Below are 24,098 nucleotides of genomic sequence, written 5' to 3'. Positions count from 1 at the left end.
GGCTGTGACAGCTGATCCGCTGGCTCCACTGATGGAGCTTCCTGGCGTCGCTACGGCCAGTGACCGAGCACGCGATGTGCTGGGCCGGGCTCACCGACACCGGGCAAACTTGCGAGGCTGGCCGGTGACTGCGGCCGAAGCGGCGCTGCGGGCGGCGCGCGCTTCATCAGTGCTTGACGGTGGGTCGGTGCGACTGGCCCATCTGCTGGGGGCCGTCCCGCAGGAAGGTGGGGTTAGCGATCCGGTGTTCGGCGGTGCGTTGCGGGTGGCCCAGGCGCTGGAAGGCGGTGTGGGCCCGTTGGTCGGGGTATGGCAGCGTGCACCACTACAGGCACTGGCCCGCCTACATATGCTAGCGGCTGCTGACCAGGTTGGTGACGACCGTCTGGGTCGCCCACGAATGGATGCCGAGGTGGGTCTGCGGTTGGAGTTGCTCGTGGATGTGTTGAGTGGTAGCACTTTTGCGTCGGCACCGGTGGTCGCTGCAGTCGCACACGGAGAACTGCTGACGCTGCAGCCGTTTGGCAGTGCCGATGGTGTGGTGGCTCGTGCTGTGTCGCGGTTGGTGACTATCGCTACCGGTCTGGATCCGCACGGGCTAGGCGTGCCCGAGGTTAGTTGGATGCGTCGAGCCACAACTTATCGGGACGCAGCATGTGGATTCGCCGGTGGGACACCGAAAGGGGTTGCTGCCTGGCTGGTGTTGTGCTGCCGGGCATTGCACGCCGGTGCTCAGGAAGCTTTGTCGATTGCCGAGTCGCTGCCTAGTAGATAAGCTACTATCTGTAATCGATGTGCGTCAAAAGACACTGGATAATTTGTTGTTGAAATGTAAAGCGGGTGGTGGTTTGAACGATTCTGTCCGTCATCAGCTAACACGCAACTCGTGTACCGAGCGTGCATTTATGTGCTATGTGGATGGCCTCGGCGATTTTGGCGGCGTTTCCGGTTGCAGTTCTATCTAAACGCCGCCAAGATTATTCGCTTTTCGCAATTACGCAGACCCACACCTCTTCGTCACAATATATTGATATTGCGACTATGACTGCACATGGATGTCGAGAACCGTGCTAGAGGTGCGGACCGGGAGATGGAACCTTTTCTTCCGGATAGACTTATATCTCACCGAGCTTCCATAGCCCCTTTGTACTACTAGACCTTTAGCACAGTAAGGCCCAATACTGTGGAAGTTATAAATGGTCGCCTTATCGTGGGCTTGCGCTGCGTTTGCTGTTTGGTTGCGCCCAGTTATGAGCGCAAGCGCGGCGAAGCCGGGCGCAGCAGCGAATTAGGCAACCGCTCCGGCGGGCGACGTAGTGATACTCACCGCAGCGGTGATCGCTATCGTCGCACCCGACGATGTCGGGCTATGGTCACGCAGCGAGACTGGTCACGAGAGCATCAGCACCGGCCAACCGTGCTCGACGGTTTTTCTGCGTAAACTTTGGTCAGAGTCGACCATGTTCGGGTGACCTACGGCCTCAAGCATCGGTAGGTCGGTTATAGAGTCGGAGTAGGCGCAGCAATGTTCCAGCGGGCAACCCTCACGGCAGCCAATTCACGGATCGCCTGCAACTTGCCGTCGCCGTAGCATTATTAACGCCACTTCAACAGTGGACTTGCCGTCCTCGACGACCATTCGAGGCGTCATGGCATGGGTAGCATCCAGGGCTCGAGCGATCGGTGCCATCATTTATTTCTCCCGAGGCCGACACCATCACGACGTCACGGCCGTATAGCTTGTGGCCGGCGATAAGGTTCGCGGCTTTGGCGAACACCAAACGGAGTCACGGTGTCGTGCAGGACTTGTTGACGATCGACCTGACCTGCGCCGCGTCCCAACCGGCGCACATTTGGTCATGCGACTGCGCATCCGATCCATTTGATCATGGTCAGCACCGGAGGGTAGAAAGGTTGAACTGGGCGTAGCTGGACTTGAGCATGGCACGACGGTTGAACAGTCTTTGGTCGAAGAATGGTTCGCTGAACGCTGATTAATGTGCCGGAGTTGGCGGTAGTGGTCTTGTCCAGGTCGAAGAAAACTACGGTGCTGGCGTGGGCAGCGGTGGTGGCCGCTGTGTGCGGTGGGGTTTGCTGTTGGGCGGCCGAGTCGGAAACGGTCCCTGATCCAGCATTGGGTCGGTGGTCCGATGGCCCCCTAGTCCGCACACACCATGGCCGCCCAGACCGCTGCAGTCGGCCGCACACTATAATGGCGTTTTGCGGCTCAAGATGTTTTTTGATTGTTCGATTACCTGCGTGAGCGCGTGCATTACGTGTGTATAATAAGGAACATTATGACTCAGCTCAAGGTGCATCAGCCCAACCCCTCCCGAAGGGGTGATGTACTACGACTTTCGCTTCTTCCCCCTGGCGGGGGTGCCTTTTTGGTTAGTTGTATTTTTTACACGTGTCAGGTTCTTTCGTAGGCTTGCTCGCGTACGATTGTTGGATCGTACTGAACCGTATAACCGTATACTTGCGTAGACGCTGGGCTGATGCATTTGTGCGCAGAAGTGTCTCTTTCCGCAAATCTGTGTTTTGAGACTGGTGCCACTCCGACGTGTCGCCGCGGCCGTCGGTGTCCAGGTGGTGTACACTGGCTCGAAGTATCCAATGGGTAGAAAGACTTGATCAGCGGCCGTAGGCGGTGTTGTTGGATATAAGTAGCGGCGGATCGTTGTGTTCAAGCCAGGTTGCTGTGACCCCACGTCAGCGTGGTTAACACCGCTGAAACGGCGACGCCGACATCAGACGGCAGCAATTGTCGTTGCCGCCCAGCATGTGTTGAGGTTGCCCGAGCGAGGGCATGAACAAGTCTGTCAGCTCGAAGAAGTTGATGAATTAGCGCGATGACAGGCTGCGTGGCGACAGGTCGTCGCCGTCTTCAAAGGCTGTCGGCGGGGCCGGTGCATCGTTGTTCGCTGTGGTCCTGGTGCATACTTTCACCGACGCGTTACCGGTGGACCTCGATCCGTGGGGCGGTGGCATCGATCTGCTAGTGGGTGGTGAAACCACACCCAGCCTACGTTGGCCTGACGCCTGACCTAGCTTTATAAAACAGTCGATACAGTCGATTTACTCGGTCGGCTGTGCGTGAGGCGCTTTCGCGGCATCGCAGAATAAGCATGCTTTCCGACACTAGCCGTGGGTACGAGTTGGTGGATTCCAACATCGATTTTGGCCACTGTCATGGAGTGACGGTGATTTGCGATCTTCTTCGTCGTCTCACCGACGCCACCGAAACTGCATTGGGTGCTGCTGATCTTATCGTCGTCAGCCGGTGTGATGTGCGGGCGTGTGCGGCCACCACGGCCGTCGCTCCAGTACTCGTTACGAGTAATCTCAACCTCGGGTTGGTCGGGTATGGTCAACCCGGAGTCCGCCCGAATGGCCCCCAGCCGGGGTCTCTGGCGCACAGCCTTGGGTGGGCGGGTCAGCTTGACTGGCGTTGGTGCAGGCGGGTTCGCGGTCCGGCCGCACGCGATATTGCCACCAGTCGCGGTCGAGGACACCTGCTTGTCGTTACGGGTTTTGCGGCTAGCCGCTCAGGATCTGGCCGCTCTGATGGCAGCTGGCGCGATAGCCATCCCAGGCCGCCGCATTGGTTGCTGACATAATCGCTGACCGGGAGGCTCTGGGCACGGCGGAAGAGTGAAGGGGCAGGGAAAACCATTTTGCTCGCGACGATGTTGGGCGCCGTTTCGCCGCGTGAGTGGATCGTCTGCATCGAGGATGCTTCCGAGCTGGCGCCTTGGCATCTGTATCTGGCCAAGCGGGCCGCTCGTTGTCGGCAACGTCGAGGGGGTCGTCAGCGCGGTTTCGGTGCAGCCAACTTGTCTGGCAGGCGCTATGAATGCGACCCGACTGCATCGTGGTCGGCGATGTCAGGGGTGCCGGAGTGGCCGATCTATTGGCAGCGCTGAACATCGGTCATGATGGCGGAGCGGGCACAAGTCCATGTCAACAACCCCGGCGATGTTCTCTCCCTACTAGAGGCGTTGGGTGCGCTCGGTGGCATCGATCGGGCCGCTCTACGCAGTGTCAGCTCGCCGCGGCGGTCCAGGTGTTGCGGTGTGTACGTAGCAGCGGGCTGACGGTGGCTCAGCGAGATCGCCGTACTGCGCCAAACTGACGGACGGGTTCACGCGTCCACGGTGTGGGCACGCGGACCGAGGGTGACCGACGATGTGGGTGATCTGCACCGCTTGTTGCGTAGCTGGATGTGGCATGAACGATCTTTTGCCTGCCTTGTCGTTGTTATAGATCGCTTTGCTGGTGCTTCCAATGCCGGTGCCCTATGCCTTAGAAGGGCGATTGTTAGACGGTGCCTTCTATGTGCTGGTAGGCGAATTGAATTACGCGTGGGGGTCGCCATACCGTCTGCGCGTTCTGCGCCGCCGACGAAACTGCTGGGACGGTTGTTGCCTCATTACGTGCGGTCGCGGTGTGCGCCCGATCGGCTTCTGGCGTGACTGCGGGCGGTGGTTGGTTTGTCGGCTCTTATTGTGAACTGGGATCGATTAGCGGTGTGTTGGCAGCTACCCAGCGAACAGGGGCACACTGATGCAGACGTCGCAACGTGATACCGTTGAACGGCAATGGTTCTCGAAGCTACTCGACGGCATCGTCAACCGGGTCGGTCATGCGCACCATGATGTCATACAGGCGGCCGGCGCAGCCGCGGAGCGGGCCGGGGTGTTGATCGCCGGCCTGCCTGTGTTGTGCTTTTTGCCGGTTTTTTGTGTGCCTGGGCATTGTTCCGATGGTCTTTGGGTTGGCCTGTCAGGCTATGCAAATACGTTTCGTATACGAGTGGCGCCAATGACGCTGTTAGCGATTGACGAATCGGGCATGTCTATCGTCGCGTATGTCATTGGGACCTAGTGCGGCGGCAACCGTCGGGCGCGATCTTCTACGGTGCCATACCGGTGATCCCATCGTGTCGGCGTTGACTAACATCATCGGTCGCGCACTCAAACCTAAAAAGGTTTAGTGTCGAGTGCCGGCGCGAGCGCCGTTGGGGGCGGCACTGGCGATCCCCACTGCCCGCCGTGTAGCGTCTGATGGGGAGCGGGTTCAGCTGCAAGAGGACGACGACCTGCTAGTCGTCTAGTCGTCGCGGTCATTGCACATTTAACGCTGTTGCTCACATGAGATGTTGTGGCTACAACGGTTGCGGTGGCCCGGTTGGGCAGCACGGTTAACGCTTTGATCAGGCTGTTGTGGCTGATATTCACCACAGCATTGATCCTAACCCGGGTTGCTATGCGATGCCGCCGGGCATCTGCGCACTGAGGCGCACCCGCGATATCGTGGTTGTGCTGGTTGTTGGTGGTTATTTCTTGCTGGTTTGGTTTTGTGTGGTTGAGGGGTGTGGTGGGTTATGTGGTGGGGATCGGTGGTGTGGGTTGTGTTGGTGGTTTAGGGTTGGTCGCGGCGTAGGTGGGCTGCTTGCAAGGGCCGCCGAGTAGTTGGTGTTGGTCGCCGGCCGCGACATCGAAGCTGGCGATGCTGGGGGTGCGTATGGTGTGGCGGGTGGCCGGGGATCAGTTGCGCTTTTCTGGTGATGTGTTAGCCCGCCACGCGCACAAGTCACCAGATCACGCCGTGGATGGCTTTTATCTTCCTTCCGCGGTCGATCCCCACAAAAAGTCAAGTACTGCCCTAGGCTAGAGCACCGCCGTACGCGTCATCACCGGCTGCGAGGTCATCGACGAACTGTGAAACCAACACGGCACCAACACAGCCGGGGGCACACCGGCTGGCCGAGGGCCGGTGAACAAACAGACACCCCACAGCCATAGCATGCACCCGAAAGCGCCCCCAACACCCAGCGCCAACAAGATCTAGGCTAGCCCACCAAACTCCCGACCGTATCGGCCAGCGATGGCACACCAGAACACTACTTCACCTGCCACCTATGAAACCGACCAACAATTCCTGCCACAAACACCAACACCCCCGGCCACCACACAACAACAACGGTGATCACCTTGACCATCTGTTCGTGGGTATGCTGGAAGTTGGCAGAATAACCTACGCTTGACTGTCCTGCACTTCAGCAGGGCACGTTCGTGGGTAAGCAGGATCCTTTGCTGTTCGAGGCTGATGTCAGCCCGGGTCTTGTCATCGGCGTCAATTGATCATCACAAGTCGAGGCTGAGTACTTGAAGTAGACGAGCCAGCCGACGAAGATTCACGTCCACAACGAACCGCGGATTACGTAATGGCACCGGTCACATCTTGGTCGTCGACCCGACGCCGAGGTCCTCGGACATCAGTTAGATGGTGATGTGGTCCGCCGGCAGCCGGTCTAGGGCAAAACGCGACAGAATCGTTATTCACCAAGATGAAAAGTCGACCTCGGTACGCGGAATACCCATGCCGCCAGGCACATCCCTGACCGTCTAGATAACTCTGGAAGGGACGAACTCGGTCACACCACGCAGACCCACCTTACCATCCACGAAGTCATTGGGCTCGGCGTATGCCCGGACGTCCACATGGCTGACCATTCTTCAGGCACTGCCGATGCTCTATCGCCGGAGGATTTTACTCCATGTGGTATAGGCAGCGGCGTCAATGCTGTGTAAGCGGGTTGGTATGCTCGGCAATCACTTACCTAACCACCGTTGTACCTGCTGGATAGCCTGCACATCGCCCCGAAATCGGTGAGGGCCACCATCGTACCCCGCGCCGGGTTGCACCACCGTGACCTTAGTCTGATGCACACAGACTACCTGACAGAGCCAGTCGTTCCTCACTATAATAGTGCTTACTTAGATCGACAATAGTGCTTACATAGATCGACGATTCCGCAGCCAGATGTGTCCGCACCGTGGGGCCACCCAAGTTTGTAAAGAGGGTGTATTATCGACCGTGCCTCTTTACGAATGCACACAAAACCGGATGGCCGGCTCTGATCCCGGATTGCTCGGCTGTGGACGGCTAGCGGTACGACGGGTAGATTGGCTTGCTTGTTGATTTTTTTACTTGCTGACGAGGGTGACCAGGCAGCCGCTGACCGTCACTTTGGGTCGACATCTCCGGTCGACGATCCGTAGCCGCTTCCTCGAGCATGACTACCGCCAACCGTGCTTAACTGGGTCGGGACACTTCGAGAGCTCGCGCTGGCAATCCGCCTACCACAACCCGATGGACTTCGCCAGACCACGAACCAAGCTAAACGATTCCTGGGCCAGCAGCTCAACCCGACCGAAACCAACACCCAACCTAACGATGCTGTTACCGCCGCCGTTCGCTACTTCGCTCTGGCTGATAATCAACGCGGCAAATGTGACTTCTGCGGTCCGGACAAGCGTTTAGAGCATCCACCACCAGAGCCCGGAGAGTGCGGCAAGGCCCCGCCATCTGCATCCGACAGCGTCACCCGAGCAACACCGTAGCGGTTTGTGGCCGACGGACCCGGTAGGCCATTCAAGTTGCCGTCGCCGCGCCCCTTAGCCATCGTCACCGGCGAGTTGGTGTCGCCGGTGACGATGGCTAAGGGGCGGTGGTTGCGCGTTTGTGGTCTTAGCCGGCACCAATTCCTGAAGTGAAACTTTCACCAAGGGCGGGCAGCAGCTGTTCAGCACTACCGTCGACGTGCTGGTGGCCAAGCTGTTCTCTGGCAAAACACTAGGTCCCGCTATCCGTGATCTTCGTATTCCTGTTCTGTGTTTTCTATTTCCTTACGGTAACCTACAGCCCGATATCCGATGGATGGGGCAACATCTAATAATCGGGAAAGCAGAACCTATAGCTCGTGCACAAGGTCGACAGTGTTGTCGACACCTTGGCCGCCGAACTCCTCCGCGGCATGGGAACAAATGATCTATCAGAGCTAGGCTGTCGGTACGGCGAGCAGGGCATGTTTGAACTGCGTCGGCGGGTAGAATCGCAGTATTGACGATCACTATAAGCGGTGCCGGTGTGGCAGGCTCTGCATTCGCTCACGGGTTTCATCGTACCGGCTGCACCCCGACAGTAATCGAACAGGAACCGAAATTCCGAACCTGGCGGCTATGTTATCGACTTTTGTAGAATCGGCTACCAAGTAATCAAAAACATGGACATCGAGGACCCGATCCGCAACGTCGGCTACCAGGTTGAAGGTTTGTGCTCCGTAGGCCAGGGCGGCGAGATCAAGACGTAACTGAACGTGAACATCTTTCGCAGCATGACCGCCGATAACTTTACCAGCCTGCCCTGCGGCGACCTGGCCGCCGCGATCTACGCCATCATCGAAGACCAAGTCGAAAAAGTCTTAGGCGCGACAGCATTGCCACTCTCGACAAGCAGGCTTGTGGTGTTGTCCTGAGCGTCAATAAGAGTACGCCAAGTGATTTCGACCTGGTTATGGGCGCCGAGGCCTGCACTCGAATGTGCGACATCTCAGCTTTGGGCCCGAGAAAACCTTCGAGCATTGCCTTGATTGCAAGGTCGCGGCTTGCGTGGTCGATGGTTACCGGTTGCGTGATTCATCGATGTACGTCACCTAACAACACACCCGCTAAACAGGTGGAGCGATTCTCGCTGCGCTATTATCCACAATTTTCTTGTTCTGCTTACGTGCCGAGCACGACAGAGGCCAGTTCGGCACTAAAAGACCAGTTGTGCAACTAGTTCGGTGACATCTGTTGGGAGTGCTGTGATATCCGGGCGGTGCTCCATGATATCGGCCAGTTGTACTTCGACGTGGTCAGCCAGATCCACATCGGTCGTTGGTAGCGCCACTGGGTACTACTGATCGACGACGCCAGTGGCTTGTATTTCGTTTCCTGGCGGCGAGTGCGATGACCGCAGTTTTATGTGCTGGCTGGTGCACTGTTACGTTTGCGGCGACTACCGCCATGTTTTAATATGTTTACGTCCTTTTATCGAAATCAAGTAAATCGGCAGCGACGATATTTATCTCGTGCTTCGCCGCCCGCACTAGGCTTCTACAGCGCAGCACTACGCACAATGAGCTTCAGGCCGCTAGCCCACCTGTTCGCCGGCAGCGTGCGCGAAGACTTTGCGTTGAACCCGAGTACGGCATCTAGCTGTTGCTGCCTGTCACCGAAACAGGGTCTTGTCGTCAATGCCCAGGATCTCCAGCACGTTTCGCTGGGTGTTGTGGATTGCGTTGAGTTGGTGTGGTACGCACGTCCGTTGTCCTTGTTTGACTCATGCGGCATGTACTTTCCGTACAGGCGGCACTCTAAATAAATAAATAAATAAATAAATAAATAAAGTCTTTATTTTGATTGATGGCGTAAGTCGGTGGCGACGGCCAGGACCGCGTCGGTAATGGTCGGTACGGTTGGTCTATGCAGCTGCCAGGACAGCGGTACGTGAAAATGGGAGGCCACGGATCTGGACGAGCGATTCGGCAATCAGTGCAGGTGCCACGAATTTGTCGGGAAACATGCCCCAGTCAAGTTCTGCTCACGCCGCTGTATCCGGTTCTTCTGTGGTAGAAAAAATTATATCAGGCGGCTGCTTGTGCGGCGAAAAGCATTGTGCACCAACTGTCCTGTAGGAAACCATTGCAATTCCATGCTAGCTACAGCACCACCGATGCCGCCCTGGTTGGTTACGTCATTGGGTGGCTAACGTTTGATGTAAGACGTACTGGCGACCGGTGCATAATTCCCGAGGGCCGCACTCGACAACCTGACACCGGTGCGCGTTCGGTGGCCAACCGCACCCACCGCGTCCTTCGCAAGCAAAAACTGTGCCAAATGGTCCTGGCCTTCAGTGCGGATGTCGAACAGGACCTCGTTTAGCCGGCTTAAGACCTGGAGAAACCAGGCCCGCCATCGAGTCGGTGTTCGCGGCCAGCACGACGTGAGTGCGCGTCGCGTCGTCCCGCAGCTGGCGGATAGCCTAAGATTCAAGCATCGCGGTCTGTGCCACAAGTCGCAGCAGCGGGATACCGGACGCTGCTGCCACACACGTCAATTTTGCTTGACGCCAGCACCCTCCCTATCCACTGTTCAGGCAGCTTAACGCGTTGGCTGACCGTCAACGGGATAATGTGTAACCGTTCGGCGGCGTGGTATTCCTAATTTGTTATGTTCTGCTGGCCCACGCGGAGCCATGCGCCATCCCAGCGTCCTGAAGCCCGTTGACGCCTCGCCGGCACAACCGGCACAATTGGTCAGCGTGGTGTTTGGCCTGTTTGATCTTAACCGGGTTCAACCCCCCACGTGTACTTAGGACACCGTGGTTCTGCTTGGGCACGCTGACCAACCAGCATAGTGGTGCCTGCTAGTTATTCGGCGTGGGCGCGGTAGCTGCCAGCACCGTATGGTCCAATACGCTTGGATTTGATGCGCGCGGGCTGCACGGGTTGTTCGTCCGGCCTAGCGCCCAGTGCGTCTTCGACAGGTTCATCGCGGTTACCATGATCGACCACGTTGCCGTACCGGTGCGATCCTAGGTGTCGCGGCGGTATCAAGTCGATCTGCGTACATGTGAGACGGTGATTGCGGTATACAGAACCACTCCGTCGGGCAGCTTCCGCAACGCGGAAGCTGCCCGACGGAGTGGTCTCTTTTTACGACGGAGCGCCACCCCAAGACGGGGCTGCGTTCGCCGGATCATCAGTTATCTTCGGTATCCAGGATAATATCGAGCTAGTCATCAGGCAATTCGATCTTAGCTTAGACGCCAGCATATTCTTTAAACAGATTTAGAGCAATTTGCCGCCGTCGATGAGTTCGATTGGTTTGTTCTGCGCAAATTCGAATGAGGCCTTCTCGTAGCCGCTAGTTGTTACCCGCACTCCTTTCAATGCTCGTTCGTTTGCAAGGTGCCGAAAAGGTCGTGTACCGCATATACGCCGATAGTGTGCTTGTACCCCTTGACCCGGATCACAACTTTGCCGCCGAATGGACAGCCCACATTTCCTCCGCGATCCTCGCCTTCTCCGCCTGCTTCGCTGTAAGCGCCTCGGCCTCCTGTGCTCGTTTCGACTTGGCTTGCGAGTGGTGGGCTCCGGGGGAGGGGCACCAACGCTGACATCGACATGAAAGGTTTAGGCTTGCACTGGCCAGTGTTGCGGTGGCGGTAACCAGCACACCGGAGTAGTTGTCCTTTTTACGGGTCAACTCGGCAGTAGCTGAATCAGCTTGGTATATCAGCACGTCATCATCAGGAAGACGGCTTGCTAAGACGGGGCGAACCAGGTTAAGAACCGTGTCGGCGTCATTGTTGACGTCGACACCGGACAGATCGATGCATCGAGTTGGGCGGCAATTACCGAAGGTGGTTAACAATATACCGCCTTAAGTACGAAAGTGATCACGTACCGGTCTGGCTGCTAGGCAGGCGGGGAATCCTTCGAGCGCGTAGAGCTGAAGTAATTTTGCGGTGAACAGTCCTTCTTCGCGCACTTGGCATTGAAGGTCCAAGTACGCTGCTCCAGTAAGGGTGTGTTCGCGCGACTGCGCGCTCATAGCAAGTTGTCCAACGTTGTGCGCAGCTCGCGTGGGAACACTTTTGCCATGTACGGCAGGGTACACGGTTGGCCGCTGCGACGCAGCCAGGTTTTCAATGCCTGGCTTGCCATGGTGGTGTAGCCATGCTTGCAGTGGTTCAGTCGAAATGTGGTGAGTGAGACTTCGTTCAGCACTATAAGATGCCGATGATCCGGGGTTCCCCGGTATCGAGAGTCTCGCGTTCTATATCGAAGGTCTAGATATTGAAGTGGTGTCATCGGATGGAGATCGTTATCTGCGGTGTCCACAATACTCGAGGAATAGCGATGTCGATAATCGCTGAGGATGTCTGTGGTTAGCCAGCGCTGAGCGCAACGCGATAGTGGCGTGTGGAAATTTGGCCGCGATCTCTACGAGACTTTCGTCACCATACCAATCGATTTTGCGGGCCAGTAGAATGACTTGCTTGTCGGGGATCAACTGCCGCAGCTTATGCTTGTCAATGTACTGGAGCACTTCGGAAAACCGGAATGTGTTGAGCACATTAGTGAGGATGGCATGGTGCGGCTTGTCTACAGTTGTTATAGTTCCTGATTTCCTGGTAGACTATCTGTATCTCCTGCAGGGCATGCCCTAGCATATAAGCTGCAGGAGGTAACGTAACTTCGATTTCGTTTTATGTTGATCGTCCTGTGGCCGTGGCGGCACTGGTTTATGACATCGGCGATTCTCTATGCCTAACAGAGGATTGTGACGTTTGTGCCCGTTGACGGATGCAATTTCACTCTCCTGGTGTGCCTATGTGCAGCGAATTTCACCCAAATTGTGACACCCCGACCAAATCAGGCATATTCAAACGCGTAATCAGAAACCAAAATGGTCGCTGACCTTTGGTGGCAGGTACAGGATTCGAACCTGTGTAGCTTTCGCGACGGATTTACAGTCCGCTCCCATTGGCCGCTCGGGCAACCTGCCGCGTAGCAGGGTACAACGAGCGGGCAGACAGAACACAAACAGCTATCACCCGCAGAAGGTACGGACCGAACGGCGGACCCATCGTTCAACATCGTCGGCACGGTCGACCGGCAGGGAGGATTTTGACGGGCTCAACCAGGCCGCCAAGGAACTAGCTATCCACTTTAACTTTCGCGGCACCGACACCAAGAGCACGTGGCAGGGCGACGAGGTCGTCGAACTGACGTCGTCCACCGAGGAGCGGGTCAAGGCTGCCGTGAACGTTGTCAAAGCCAAACTGATCTGCTGCAACATTTCAATGTTAAAGCCTTCGACGCCAACGAGCCACGGGTCTCCAGCAAGATGTACAGAATCACCGGTACCCCCTAAGCAGGGTATCGATAGCAGGAACGCCAAGAAAATCACCAAGCTCATCCGCAGCAAGGGGTCAAAGGCCGTCAAGACCCAGATGCAGGGCTACGAGATTTGCGTCAACAGCAAAAGGCGCGACGACTTGCAGGTCGTTATCGCGATGCTGAATAACGCTGACCGTGATGTCGCGCCGCAGTTCGTTCACTACCGCACTACCGGTAGAACCTAGGCTTAATATAGGAAGGTTCGACCATGACTCCCCCCAGAAGCTGACGCTGGCTAGGTCGACGTGGTTATCGTCGGCTCCAAGTATTTCCGGCCTTGATGCGGTCCATCGACCCGCCGCGCGCAAGTACGGCATCGACCACCACATCCGGTTCAACAATTCCGCGCGCAGAAGACTAGAATTCGGCCACCGACACCTGGACGGTCATTGTCGAACAAGTTGGCGCACAGCAGCTCTTGTGCAGCTGGTCCGGTTCTTTGGCAGCGGCTACTATAACTACGACAAGGGCTAAGCCACGGATTTCTCCGGCATAGAGCAGTTCGGCGGCGCCGTCGTGCATCGAAGCACTGGCCGGAAGAGTTGGACTACACCGGCAAAAAGTATGGTGGTCGGTAGTGTCGCTACCGGGGTCACGCTAATCCATCGGCTAACCGACTGAGCCGCAGCCGCAGAGGTGACCATGCTGAAACGCTCACCGAGCTACCTGATGCCGGCGTCCAAATACAGCAAGTTCGCTTTTGTCTCTCGTAAAATGCTTCCCCGCCCGGCTTCCTCTTCGATCATCTGGATACGACACATCACGAGAGGTGGTGTTGCGGTTCATCGACCGCAAAACGCCGGAGGTGGTGAAGTGGATAGCATGACCCACGGCGGTCAGCAACCGTCCCGACGACTACGACGTCGACACGCACCGCAAACTGCGGTACCAACCGTGGGACCAGCGGGTGTGCCTGATCCCCGATGCTGACCTCTAGCCCACCATAGCCGCGCATCACCTGGAAGAACATCGACTATATTCGGCGCCACCTATATCGCATTGAATCAGGCGGGCATTTCAACGCTGACATCATCACCTCCACCGGGCTGGAGTTGCAAGCGTTTGGTGACGCCGCGATCAGCCTGGACAACATATAAGGTCAGTCCCTGTGACTGCCTTGTCTACAAGGTTCACATGCTCGAGAATGTGCCCAAACCTGTTCTGATGTGTGGACTACACGAATGCGTCCTGGATATCACGCGACGAATCGACAGCATGACACATAGAACAATTCTTGGTGAGCATGGATTTCTCACGGTTAACCAAACCGAGATGTCGATCCCGCGGCCGAAAAATCGTCATGGAACATGAAGGTCAACCAGGTACTGTGATCGCTGCACGTGCTGGCCAAGTCAAGCACTAAATAGCCGTGGGGTGTCCGGCAGAACTACTTTGCCGACGCGATCTACTACCGGTTAGACCGCGTCAACGGAGGCGAGGGTGTTTGGCAATACGCTGAACCCCAAGTCAGTAGTAGCTGAGCAGCACGCACTCAAGTCGTTATCCTCTGATAGCGGCTCGTGGGGCATCACCGTGGCGTCAATCTACGCACACCGCGGACCTACGCTGCAATAGGTGTGCTCCGAGGTGACGGCCAAGGACATCAACGAGCTCACCGCAGCAGCCGCTGCCTCGGAAACGACGTCGTCTTGAGCGACACCCTGCACGGCCGCCATTGACTGCTCGGAGGCCGCCTAATGCTCCGACATCGTCGTCATGGGTGTGCCCTTGCATGGTTTTCCGAGGCGTACTGAATCAAACTGGCTAAAGAACTGTGGCTATGAGTGCCGGTGTGTCGCTGGTACAAGGATTTTTGCCCGATGTCACAGATCGTCGAGGAGGTGTTGCCCGGTAATCCGGCGGGAATCCTGGATGAGCCGAACATAGCCCGGGAGGTGGCCAAAGGGTACGCCGCCGCGGCGGTGCTGGCGATGCTCGACCAACATCTAGCGGCCCGACTGGCGGGGTTGCTCCGCACCTGGCGCTTCCACGTCTACACCACCGACGATGTCATCGTCGTCAAGGCGGCGGGTGCACTGAAGAACATCAAGCACATCTTCGCCATCGTGGTCGGGATGTGTTGCGTATTGGGTATCGTTAGAATACCCGTGCGCTGGCGATTGCCTGTGCGCTGCGCGAGAGGACAAAGCTAAGCGTGGCCTGGGGTGGGCGCAGCGAAACTGTCCCGGACCTGGCCAGTCTGGCAACCCCATCGACTCTACGTCGAGCAGCGCGTCGCAACCGCCACGTCGGTAGATAACTTGGGCACGGAAAAGATGATCTATGAGATCATCGCATCGATAAATCCAGATCGCCGGGGAGCAAGTCCGCCCGTGTGGTCATGGAGTTTGCCGGTAGAGTTCGATCTCAGTACGCTGATCGCCCGCGAAGTCGACGCGGTGATCAACCACACCTCGATCGTAAAGTAAGCCTATAGGGGTCTGATCAACGAGGTCGACGGCCACGAGGTGCACGGTTCGGGATGCTAGTCTCGCCAACAGTTACGTGATCGTTTACCTGTAAGAATTGGGATTCGGTATGCACGTGGCTCGTTAACTTGACCCGCACCCGGCCGCCCCAATACTATCGAACCTGCCAGTAGCCAGCTACTCTGACTCGAACAACGGAAACTGGAATACTGTATATGTTATTGTTCCTGTGTGTTAGGAACGTTGCCTAGCTGCTGCGCAATGCCAAGCCAATACTGTTGAGGGGATTGTTCGCCACATCCCCAGAGTATAAATTAAATATTAAACCTATCGAGGGAGCGACTGATTGCGATCCGCTATCCGGTATGACCTGCCCGCGTCGCTCGTAGTGTTCCTAGTCGCACTTCCGTTGTCACTAGGCATCGCAATCGCCTCGGACACACCTGTGCTCGCGGGCCTGATTGCCGCTATTGTCGGGGGGATTGTCGCTGGAGCCTTGGGTGGATCACCGCTGCAGGTTAGTGGTCCTGCGGCCGGGTTGACAGTCGTCATAGCCGATCTGATCTCCGATTTCGGTTGGGGAATAACGTGTTTTATCACCGTGGCAGCGGGTGTTCTGCAAGTGCTGATGGGGCTCAGCCGCGTTGCGCGAGCCGCACTGGCGATATCGCCCGTCGTCGTGCACGCCATGTTGGCCGGTGTCGGCATCACGATCGCACTTCAGCAGGCCCACGTGCTGCTCGGCGGAAAGTCGAAAAGCACTGCTTGGCACAACGCCATTGGCTTGCCAGGCCAGATCCTGGGTGCGCACCGGCCTGGGGTCATTCTTGGTTTACTAGTGATAGTTATCCTGATTGCCTGGCGATGGGTTCCTGCCCGAGTGGCCCGGATTCCTGGCCCGCTGGTCGCTATAGTGGGCACAACGCTGGTTTCGGTGGTGTTCCCGTTCCATGTGTCGCGGATCCGGGTCGACGGGTCGGCGCTGGATGTCTTGCAGCTGCCGGCGCTTCCCGACGGTCACTGGGGCGCCGTGGTGTTAGGCGTGATCACAGTCGCACTCATCGCCAGCGTCGAGAGCCTCTTGTCGGCGGTTTCACTTGACAAGATGCACAACGGACCGCGCACCGACTTCAACCGCGAGTTGGTTGGGCAGGGCGTTGCAAACATGGTGTCCGGGGCGATCGGCGGGCTTCCCATCACGGGGGTAATTGTGCGCAGCTCAACCAATGTTATCGCGGGTGCGAAATCCCGCGCTTCGTCGATCATGCACGGAGTTTGGATCCTGCTCTTCACGATTCCGTTTGCCGGTTTGGTCGACCAGATCCCTTCTGCAGCACTTGCCGGATTACTGATAGTCATCGGAGTCCAGCTGTTGAAGCCCGCCCACATCGAAACCGCCTTGCGGAACGGGGATCTCGCCGTCTACCTGGTGACCGCCGTCTGTGTGGTATTTCTCAATCTCCTACACGGCGTAATGATCGGACTCGCCGTGGCTATCGCGTTGACCGGATGGCGGGTGATACGAGCGAGGGTTGAGGCCCGGCCCGTTGGTGACGAGTGGCACGTCTTTGTCGCGGGAGCGTGCACCTTCCTAGCTTTGCCCCGGCTCACCCGCGTGCTAGCTTCTGTCCCTCCCCGCACGCGAGTCACGGTCAATATTTCAGTCAACTACCTCGATCACGCCGCGCATCAGGCTATTCACGACTGGAAGCGACAACATCACGCCACCGGTGGAACGGTTCACATCAATGGTGTAGTCGAAGCCGGTCAATTTGCTCGCTGTGCCATGGGTGACTTGATCGGACCTGGACAACAGCCAGAGGCCGCGGCGTGATTTCTCTCCCACTGGATTGAGAGAGCGACACACGCTTGGCCTTTAGCAGTTTCGAGAACAAGTTGTGTTATACGACGCGGTGACGTTTCCCTGACGGTAAATGTGCCGCTTTAAATTTATTTAATTGTGTTCGGTGAAGGGGGTTTGGGTTTGCTGCTTTCGCCACACAATTTGCATGTCAACGACGAGCTAGTAGGCTATTGTGGCGATACTTGCGATTAGGTGATGAGGGGTTGGGTGGGTAGTCGATACCCACCGCAGTAGCTCGATGCAAAGTGCTACGTACTTGTCGTCGTCAGGTGACTTCAGCATGGGGAGAGAGCTGTTTTTTTACTCGGGATTTTTGATATCATATGGTTTCTGACCGAACTGATGGGCAGTTCAAACTTTGAGACGGAGGGTGCCAGATGCTCGGCGGTATTGTGTCTTTATCGCCCAGCCACCATCGTTTCTAGCCGGCGAATGCGGTCCTCGATCGGCGGGTGTGTCGAGAACAGCGATCCGATCCGTTCGCCGACACGGAACGGGTTGGCGATCATCAAGTGCGCCTGGCTGGCCAACTGCGGTTCGGGAGGCAACGGCGCTGCTTGCACGCCGCTGGAGATCTTGCGTAGCGCTGACGCCAGGGCCAGAGGGTCACCGGTGAGCATAGCGCCCGATTCGTCGGCCTGGTACTCCCGTGATCGCGATACAGCTAACCGTACCACCGTCGCAGCGATCGGGCCCAGCAATGAAACCAACAGCAGCGCAAAAGGATTCTCTTCGTCCCGGGTGGTGCCAAACATGCCAGCCCACATGGCCATGTTGGCCAGCGCGGTAATCATGCCTGCCAGCGCACCGGCCACACAGGATATTAGAATGTCGCGATTGTACACGTGCGAGAGTTCGTGCCCCAGCACAGCACGCAGCTCGCGCTCGTTGAGGATCTCCAATATGCCGGTAGTGCAACACACCGCGGCATTGCGCGGATTGCGGCCAGTAGCGAAAGCGTTGGGCGCGTTCGTGTCACTGATGTAGAGTCGCGGCATCGGCTGGTGCGCTCCAGTAGCCAGCTCGCGCACGATCCGGTACATCGCCGGTGTTTGTACCTCCGAAACCGGTTGCGCATGCATCGCCCGCAACGCGAGTTTGTCACTGTTGTAATAGGTGTAGACGTTAATTCCCACAGCGAACAGGGCCGCAAAGAAAAGCGCCGTCTTGCCAAATATCGCGCCGACAACCACGATCAATGTGGACATACCGACCAACAGGACGAAGGTCTTCAACCTGTTTGCTTGGGGATGCCAGGTCATCAGTGTCCTCCTTGCAAAGGCTCCGGCATAGAACGGTTCTTGCTGACTACCGACAATTTAACGCCCAAGACGCCCCTGCAGGTTCCGCGGCCCGGGAGTTGCTGCTCTAACTGTGCCGTTTGGTCGTGTATTCGACCAGGGTCGCCAACGCATCCCGACCGGGGCCGTCGGGCAGCAGGGCCAGCTCACCACCGGCCTGGTCCGCATACTGCGCCAAGACTTGCTTGGCCCTCACTATCCCGGGCGACGCCCGCAACAGTGCTAGTGCTTCGACTACCTCTGCGTCGTTGTCGACGGGTCCAGCCAACAGTGCGCGTAGCCGCTCACTATCGGGCCCAGTCTCACGCAGTGCATAGAGTATGGGCAAGGTGCGCACGCCTTCACGCACATCGGTGCCGGGAAGCTTGCCGGACTTGGTGCAGTCGCTGTCAATATCGATGATGTCGTCGGAAATCTGAAACGCGATGCCCACGATGCCCCCGAGTCGGCTCAGCCGCTCGACCTGCTCGGCGTGTGCGCCAGCAAACAAACCACCGAGCCGACCGGCCGAGCCAATCAGGCAACCCGTCTTTTCATACACCACCTTCAGGTACTGCTCGATCGAATCAGCATCTTCCGGGATACCACGGGTTTCGCGCATCTGCCCGGTCACCAGCTGAGCAAACGTGTCAGCGATAATCCGTACAGCATCCGGTCCAAGCTGTGATACCAACCGCGACGCCGTAGCAAACAGATAATCGCCGGCAAGGATGGCAACGCTGTTGCTCCATCGCAGGTTGGCACTGGGTGCCCCGCGCCGGACCTCGGCCTCGTCCATCACGTCATCGTGGTAAAGTGACGCTAGGTGGACCAGCTCAATGACCGCACCGGCGATTATGACCTCTGGAGCGTCGGGCCGGGGTCCGATCTGGGCGGATAACACCGTGAACAACGGCCGGAACCGCTTACCACCGGCCGCGAACAAGTGCAGCACTGATTCGGTCATCACCTCATCCGCGTCGCGCAACTCGGCGTCCATGAGCTGCTCGATCCGCACTACTTTGTCTTGCACAGTCGCCGCGAACGCAGCGTCTCCGAAATTCATGCCCGCTACCACCATCGGCGTAGTCGTCATCCAACCAACATACTAGTGAGCGTGAAGACCAGCGCAGACGTGGTAGTGGTGGGTGCTGGACCAGCGGGGTCAGCTGCGGCCACCTGGGCGGCCCGTGCCGGCAATGATGTAGTCGTCATCGATTCGTCCTGTTTTCCTCGAGACAAGGCCTGCGGTGACGGGTTGACGCCGCGCGCGGTCGCCGAGCTGAAACGGCTAGGGCTGGACGACTGGCTAAATACCCGCATACGACATCGCGGTCTAAGAATGAGCGGCTTTGGCGGCGAAGTGGAAGTGAATTGGCCCGGCCCGTCGTTCCCATCTAACAGCAGTGCGGTGGCGCGACTGGAATTAGACGACCGGATCCATAAGGTCGCCGAGAATTCCGGGGCCCGCATGCTGCTCGGGACTAAAGCCGTCTCAGTTCATCATGACTCATCGAGACGGGTGGCATCAGTGACGTTGGCCGACGGTACCGAAGTCGGCTGCCGTCAGCTGATTGTTGCCGACGGGGCCCGGTCTCCACTGGGCCGCAAGCTAGGCCGGCGCTGGCATAAAAAAACCGTGTACGGTGTCGCTGTCCGCGGGTACCTGACCACTCCGCGCAGTGACGAACCCTGGCTGACGTCGCATCTGGAACTACGTTCTCCCAATGGAGCCGTGTTGCCTGGATACGGCTGGATTTTCCCGCTGGGTAACGGCGAGGTGAATATCGGCGTCGGAGCGTTGTCGACGTCAAAGCGGCCAGTCGATCTGGCGCTGCGATCACTGCTTTCGTATTATACGGATCTACGTCGCGACGAGTGGGGTTTTTCCGGCCAACCGCGGGCTGTGTCGTCAGCGTTGTTGCCGATGGGGGGCGCTGTTTCCAGGGTAGCCGGGCCAAACTGGATGCTTATCGGTGATGCCGCAGCGTGCGTTAACCCGCTCAACGGCGAAGGCATTGATTACGGCCTAGAGACGGGCCGTCTGGCCGCCGAGCTGCTGTACTTGCGTGATTTGTCGTACGTTTGGCCGTCGCTGCTGCAGCAGCATTACGGCCGCGGATTTTCGGTCGCGCGCCGGCTGGCGTTGTTGCTGACCTTTCAACGGTGTCTGTCCGCGACCGGTCCAAGCGTGATGCGCTCTACCGCACTGATGACCATTGCCGTGCGGGTGATGGCCAATCTGGTCACTGACGACGATACCGACTGGGTGGCGCGAGTGTGGCGAAGCAGCGGGTGGGCGTCATGGCTCGTCGATCGCCGACCACCATTCAGTTAGTCCAATTTTGCTTTCCTCCCATAATAGCACTTTCATTGGCATAAGCCGGGGCGGTTGATAAAAATGGAGTTATGACCACAGGAAGCTGGCTAGCCAGGCCTGGCCACGACTCAACTTCGAGATGGCCCACCTCAGTGATTTCACTGGCTGTTCTACTAGGATCAGCCGGCCGGTTCAGCACTACACTTGGCTAGCAACCCCTGTTCCACTCGATCCTGGTCGATGCTCACGATGGCTAACAGGGCAGTTGATACGCCGCGTTGCAGCACCGAGTGTGACCTACTTTGCGCTGCTCTTTGACAAGGCGGCGGTACCGCGAAGACCCGATCGATGCGGTAACCGAAGACGAGCTCCGTTAGGTGGTGTTGTACTGGGTCGTCGACGAGATCAGACTAGCTGGCCTGTACGCCAAAGAGCCGAAGGACTTTTTCGGGGTACCCGGGCGTTGAGCTGCATGAAGAACCCAACGGGATAGTGTTATTCGGTGGCTGGCTGCTATCGGCGGCACTTATACTGACGAGGTGGCCCATTGTACTATCCGGCTCATGAAGGGCACTAATCTAGCCGCTAGCGTTGCCATGGCGGTAGCCGTTACTATACTAGCTGGGCCGGCACTGGCCGACGACTACGACGCTCCGTTCAACGCCCAGCTCCACAGCTACGGCATTTACGGCTCGCAGGACTTCAACGCGTGGCTGGGCAAGATCGCTTGCCAGCGACTGGCTAAGGGCGTAGACGGAGATGTAGACAAGTCGGTCACCTTCATCCAGCGTAATCTGTCGTTACACACCACCGAAGGGCAATCGTTGCAATTCCTGGGCACCGCGATCAACCACTACTGCCCTAACCAAATAGGCCTCCTGCAACGTGCCGACGTTAGCTAGGTTTTCTTCAGGTTGGCTTACAGTATCGGCTTATCTGCGGCGTGCAAGGCCACAATTCCGCCGGTGAGGTTACGCCAGCGCGGCGCCGCCCAGCCGGCTCGCGACAGCTGGCTGGCCAGCGTCACCTGATCGGGCCAGGCTCTGATAGATTCCGCCAAATAGATGTAGGCATCGGGATTACTAGACACCAGTCGCGCCACTTGCGGTAGCGCCCGCATCAGGTATTCCGTGTAGACATTGGCGACCAACGCATTGGTGGGTGTGGAAAACTCGCACACTACTAATTGACCACCTGGCCGGGTGACGCGGGCCATCTCGCGCAGCGCTGCCTCATGGTCGGCGATATTGCGCAACCCAAAACTGATAGTGACTGCATCGAATACACCGTCGCCAAAGGGAAGTTGGGTGGCATCTGCGGCCACCTTAGGTACCTTTCGCGCACTGCCGGTCGTTAGCATCCCGATCGAAAAATCCGCGGCCACACACCAGGCGCCGGATTTCCTCAGCTCCGCTGTGGACACCGTCGTGCCTGCGGCCAGGTCCAGAACTTTCTGCCCAGGACCAATCCGCAGCGCCGACCGGGTGACTCGCCGCCAGTACCGATCCTGACCTAGCGACAGCACGGTATTGGTCAGATCATATCGGTGGGCGACGTCGTCGAACATCGCTACGACATCCCGGGGGTCCTTGCCCAGGGCAGCGCGGCTCACGACGTCGACACTACTAGGAGTCAAATCGATTGTAATGACCCGCTACGCCTGATGTCGCCGCGCTTGCGATCATCACTAGGAGGCCCGCGAGCCCCGCGCTTCCCTCGTACCGCCTGGTAATGGCCAAACAGCTTCTTACGGATGACCGGCCAGAACACACTATGCCAGGAAGCTAATTAGTAGCGGTGGCGTTCTGCGACCAGATGGGCAACAGCGGTGGGCAGCAGCAATACGGTGCAGCACGGGGTGACCAGGTTGTGTGGCCCGCCGGCGTCGGCGAAGAACGCCGGCAGCCCTAACGCCAAAACTTCCTGCACAACCTGACAAAACATCTCGTGCTCATCGGTATGCACTTAAAACATCTATGCTGGCATACGCAGAGGCGAGCTCATCGCCATGCAATGCACCAGTGAAAACCGTTGTAGGCTATTGTTGATTGCAGTTTGTGTTGATCGAAGCCTTAGTCGACGTTGCCGAGCGGCAGGGTATCTCTAACCGACAGCGCAATGAGCTGTTCAACACGTTTTTCCGGCGCGAGCTGGTCACAAAGCCAACGATGGGCTTGTCGTGAGGTGACCGAATCTGCCCGAGTTCCTAGTTGCGCATCAACAGCGCGAACCGGAGCATGTCGACTCCGCACGCACACCGATATACTCGCTGAATAAGATTTGGTAAGAAGGATTCCATAGTCGCAGTGGACGGCACCGGGGTGTGGTCGGCAAGGCGGTGCAGATCGCGGAACCATGCTCACGTTGCCCGTGTTGGGATCGGAATACCGTAATTCGATGCGAAAACCCGGGACATCGGTTTGGTGTACTTCGATTTTCGGCACACCAAGACGACGAGCTGCCCGCATTCCACCATGCCATAGCAGTGTCAGAGACACTAGACGCACCCCACGTCCGGATCGAATCCGCGCAGCACGTCGACTAGTCAAGGCATTGGCAGACCAAGCAGCAACGTGGTTACCTTCGAAAACATTTGTGACGGCACCCGGTGCACCCGTATGCCGTCGTGAATTCAATCTGCGCAAGGTGCCCCCGACGGGGGTATCGGGGTGCCGATCACCCGAGTTTTATGCCAGGTTTGACGCAAATGCTCGAAAATCCGAATCACTGGGTTGCTGACATCGTTGACATGCGGGAGGAACGACTCAGCGTTGAGCGCAACGCACACACCACTACCGTGTCGATGAGTGTCAGCGCCGGCTGTCGACACAGTTGCCTACGGGCATACATCATGCGAAATTTGCTGGTTGGGCACCTTAGGAAGCCGGTTGGCTCGGCGCAGCGTTCGATTCAGCGTGACGGTCCAGCCGTTTATCCAGCACCGCCAAAGCGGCTAATACGACAGTCGCAGCCAGCCAGCACACTACCGCTATAGACCCGGCCGGGATAATCGCCAGTCCGGCGTTGCGGTGCCGCACGCGTACCAGGTTCGGATCATTCTTGTTGTATTCAACGTAAATTCGCATCCCTGTGGACAACTCAGATAGATACAGTACACCGAGTTCTGGTCGGTAGGTGACGCGTTCGGGGGTGACGAATTCGATCGTTGAGCGCCGCGGCCCGGCGCTAAGTACCTCCGCTTGCGCGACCCCCATATTGTGTTGGATCGTCAGGTCATTGCGCCAAGCACCGGCCACCAGCAGCACCGATTGCAGCGTGATCAAACCAGTCAGGGTCAGCACCGCAATTCGCCCCCATCGTAGGATAACTCTGGAACGAGTGTTGGGCGGTTCGTCGCTGCGGCCGTGAATAAGAATGCGCAGCAACGATTTCGACAATATCATAG

General features: G+C 57.7%; 19 protein-coding genes, 1 tRNA gene and 5 pseudogenes. 14 read left to right on the top strand and 11 right to left on the bottom strand.

The window, feature by feature from the left end; translation table 11 throughout:
* The first annotated feature begins 4 nt into the window (after positions 1-4).
* Positions 5-775, top strand: a complete 771-nt coding sequence (locus tag MLPF_RS12030) for a hypothetical protein (protein ID WP_045843721.1) — start codon at positions 5-7, stop codon at positions 773-775.
* Between the two features lie 513 nt (positions 776-1,288).
* Here MLPF_RS12030 and MLPF_RS12025 read toward each other — a convergent pair.
* Positions 1,289-2,169, bottom strand: a pseudogene (locus tag MLPF_RS12025) (HAD-IB family hydrolase).
* A gap of 748 nt (positions 2,170-2,917) precedes the next feature.
* Between MLPF_RS12025 and MLPF_RS15915 the strand changes: the two are divergent.
* From MLPF_RS15915 to MLPF_RS11995, 5 genes and pseudogenes are all read left to right on the top strand, one after another.
* Positions 2,918-3,046, top strand: a complete 129-nt coding sequence (locus tag MLPF_RS15915) for a hypothetical protein (RefSeq protein ID WP_282435815.1) — start codon at positions 2,918-2,920, stop codon at positions 3,044-3,046.
* Between the two features lie 369 nt (positions 3,047-3,415).
* Positions 3,416-4,220: pseudogene (locus MLPF_RS17880) on the top strand (ATPase, T2SS/T4P/T4SS family); the annotation flags it as partial.
* A gap of 604 nt (positions 4,221-4,824) precedes the next feature.
* Positions 4,825-4,996, top strand: a pseudogene (locus MLPF_RS12000) (DUF4244 domain-containing protein).
* A gap of 323 nt (positions 4,997-5,319) precedes the next feature.
* Positions 5,320-5,445, top strand: a complete 126-nt coding sequence (locus MLPF_RS15910; protein WP_272946133.1) for a hypothetical protein — start codon at positions 5,320-5,322, stop codon at positions 5,443-5,445.
* Positions 5,446-5,676, top strand: coding sequence for a hypothetical protein (locus MLPF_RS11995; RefSeq protein WP_237817206.1), 231 nt, complete (start codon positions 5,446-5,448; stop codon positions 5,674-5,676).
* On the opposite strand, the gene MLPF_RS11990 is transcribed toward MLPF_RS11995, so the two are convergent.
* Positions 5,673-5,843, bottom strand: coding sequence for a hypothetical protein (locus MLPF_RS11990; RefSeq protein WP_237817104.1), 171 nt, complete (start codon positions 5,841-5,843; stop codon positions 5,673-5,675). The two genes, MLPF_RS11995 and MLPF_RS11990, sit on opposite strands and share 4 nt — an antisense overlap.
* 1,254 nt (positions 5,844-7,097) lie before the next feature.
* On the opposite strand from MLPF_RS11990, the gene MLPF_RS11985 reads away from it, so the two are divergent.
* From MLPF_RS11985 to MLPF_RS17870, 3 genes are all read left to right on the top strand, one after another.
* Entirely contained in the window at positions 7,098-7,409 is a 312-nt protein-coding gene (locus MLPF_RS11985) for a hypothetical protein (protein WP_045843720.1), read from the top strand.
* Between the two features lie 359 nt (positions 7,410-7,768).
* Positions 7,769-7,912, top strand: a complete 144-nt coding sequence (locus tag MLPF_RS11980; RefSeq protein ID WP_156147255.1) for a hypothetical protein — start codon at positions 7,769-7,771, stop codon at positions 7,910-7,912.
* A gap of 252 nt (positions 7,913-8,164) precedes the next feature.
* Entirely contained in the window at positions 8,165-8,323 is a 159-nt protein-coding gene (locus MLPF_RS17870) for a hypothetical protein (RefSeq protein WP_236685191.1), read from the top strand.
* Positions 8,324-10,681: 2,358 nt separating this feature from the next.
* On the opposite strand, the gene MLPF_RS17865 is transcribed toward MLPF_RS17870, so the two are convergent.
* The 4 genes from MLPF_RS17865 to MLPF_RS11960 form a co-directional block, all read right to left on the bottom strand.
* Positions 10,682-10,828 (bottom strand): restriction endonuclease, encoded by a 147-nt coding sequence (locus tag MLPF_RS17865; protein ID WP_420329646.1) that lies wholly within the window; start codon positions 10,826-10,828, stop codon positions 10,682-10,684.
* Between the two features lie 34 nt (positions 10,829-10,862).
* Positions 10,863-11,267 (bottom strand): hypothetical protein, encoded by a 405-nt coding sequence (locus tag MLPF_RS11970; protein ID WP_236685190.1) that lies wholly within the window; start codon positions 11,265-11,267, stop codon positions 10,863-10,865.
* Between the two features lie 453 nt (positions 11,268-11,720).
* Positions 11,721-11,972: a hypothetical protein gene (locus MLPF_RS11965; RefSeq protein ID WP_237756029.1), complete on the bottom strand. Its 252-nt coding sequence runs from the start codon at positions 11,970-11,972 to the stop codon at positions 11,721-11,723.
* Between the two features lie 348 nt (positions 11,973-12,320).
* A tRNA-Tyr gene (locus MLPF_RS11960) sits at positions 12,321-12,404 on the bottom strand.
* On the opposite strand from MLPF_RS11960, the gene MLPF_RS17860 reads away from it, so the two are divergent.
* The 3 genes and pseudogenes from MLPF_RS17860 to MLPF_RS11940 all read left to right on the top strand — a co-directional run bounded on the left by MLPF_RS17860 (position 12,382) and on the right by MLPF_RS11940 (position 17,062).
* Entirely contained in the window at positions 12,382-12,984 is a 603-nt protein-coding gene (locus MLPF_RS17860; protein ID WP_082082424.1) for a nucleotide-binding YajQ family protein, read from the top strand. The two genes, MLPF_RS11960 and MLPF_RS17860, sit on opposite strands and share 23 nt — an antisense overlap.
* A 1,270-nt stretch (positions 12,985-14,254) precedes the next feature.
* Positions 14,255-15,228 (top strand): annotated as a pseudogene (locus MLPF_RS11945) (NAD(P)H-dependent glycerol-3-phosphate dehydrogenase).
* Between the two features lie 346 nt (positions 15,229-15,574).
* Positions 15,575-17,062 carry a SulP family inorganic anion transporter gene (locus tag MLPF_RS11940; protein WP_045843713.1) on the top strand — a complete coding sequence of 496 codons (1,488 nt, stop codon included), beginning with the start codon at positions 15,575-15,577 and terminating at the stop codon, positions 17,060-17,062.
* Positions 17,063-17,490: 428 nt separating this feature from the next.
* On the opposite strand, the gene htpX is transcribed toward MLPF_RS11940, so the two are convergent.
* Both htpX and grcC1 read right to left on the bottom strand, forming a co-directional pair.
* Positions 17,491-18,354, bottom strand: coding sequence for a zinc metalloprotease HtpX (htpX, locus tag MLPF_RS11935; protein ID WP_045843712.1), 864 nt, complete (start codon positions 18,352-18,354; stop codon positions 17,491-17,493).
* Positions 18,355-18,460: 106 nt separating this feature from the next.
* The gene (gene grcC1 / locus MLPF_RS11930; RefSeq protein ID WP_045843711.1) at positions 18,461-19,468 is read right to left on the bottom strand and encodes a nonaprenyl/(2E,6E)-farnesyl/geranylgeranyl diphosphat synthase; all 1,008 of its coding nucleotides are present in this window, start codon (positions 19,466-19,468) and stop codon (positions 18,461-18,463) included.
* Positions 19,469-19,483: 15 nt separating this feature from the next.
* Here grcC1 and menJ point away from each other — a divergent pair, with 15 nt between their 5' ends.
* Entirely contained in the window at positions 19,484-20,710 is a 1,227-nt protein-coding gene (gene menJ / locus MLPF_RS11925) for a menaquinone reductase (protein WP_045843710.1), read from the top strand.
* 545 nt (positions 20,711-21,255) lie between these two features.
* On the top strand, positions 21,256-21,594 hold the full coding sequence (locus MLPF_RS11920) for a DUF732 domain-containing protein (RefSeq protein WP_045843709.1): 339 nt from the start codon (positions 21,256-21,258) through the stop codon (positions 21,592-21,594).
* Positions 21,595-21,611: 17 nt separating this feature from the next.
* Here MLPF_RS11920 and MLPF_RS11915 read toward each other — a convergent pair whose 3' ends face one another.
* The 3 genes and pseudogenes from MLPF_RS11915 to MLPF_RS11905 all read right to left on the bottom strand — a co-directional run bounded on the left by MLPF_RS11915 (position 21,612) and on the right by MLPF_RS11905 (position 24,096).
* Positions 21,612-22,304, bottom strand: coding sequence for a demethylmenaquinone methyltransferase (locus tag MLPF_RS11915; protein WP_045843708.1), 693 nt, complete (start codon positions 22,302-22,304; stop codon positions 21,612-21,614).
* A 20-nt stretch (positions 22,305-22,324) separates the two neighbouring features.
* Positions 22,325-23,480, bottom strand: a pseudogene (locus tag MLPF_RS11910) (glycosyltransferase).
* Positions 23,481-23,568: 88 nt separating this feature from the next.
* Positions 23,569-24,096 carry a DUF3592 domain-containing protein gene (locus tag MLPF_RS11905; RefSeq protein ID WP_045843707.1) on the bottom strand — a complete coding sequence of 176 codons (528 nt, stop codon included), beginning with the start codon at positions 24,094-24,096 and terminating at the stop codon, positions 23,569-23,571.
* Positions 24,097-24,098: the final 2 nt, after the last annotated feature.

It is taken from the genome of Mycobacterium lepromatosis (assembly GCF_000975265.2).
GTDB classification, from domain to species: domain Bacteria; phylum Actinomycetota; class Actinomycetes; order Mycobacteriales; family Mycobacteriaceae; genus Mycobacterium; species Mycobacterium lepromatosis.
This window is presented reverse-complemented; position numbering and strand designations above follow the sequence as displayed.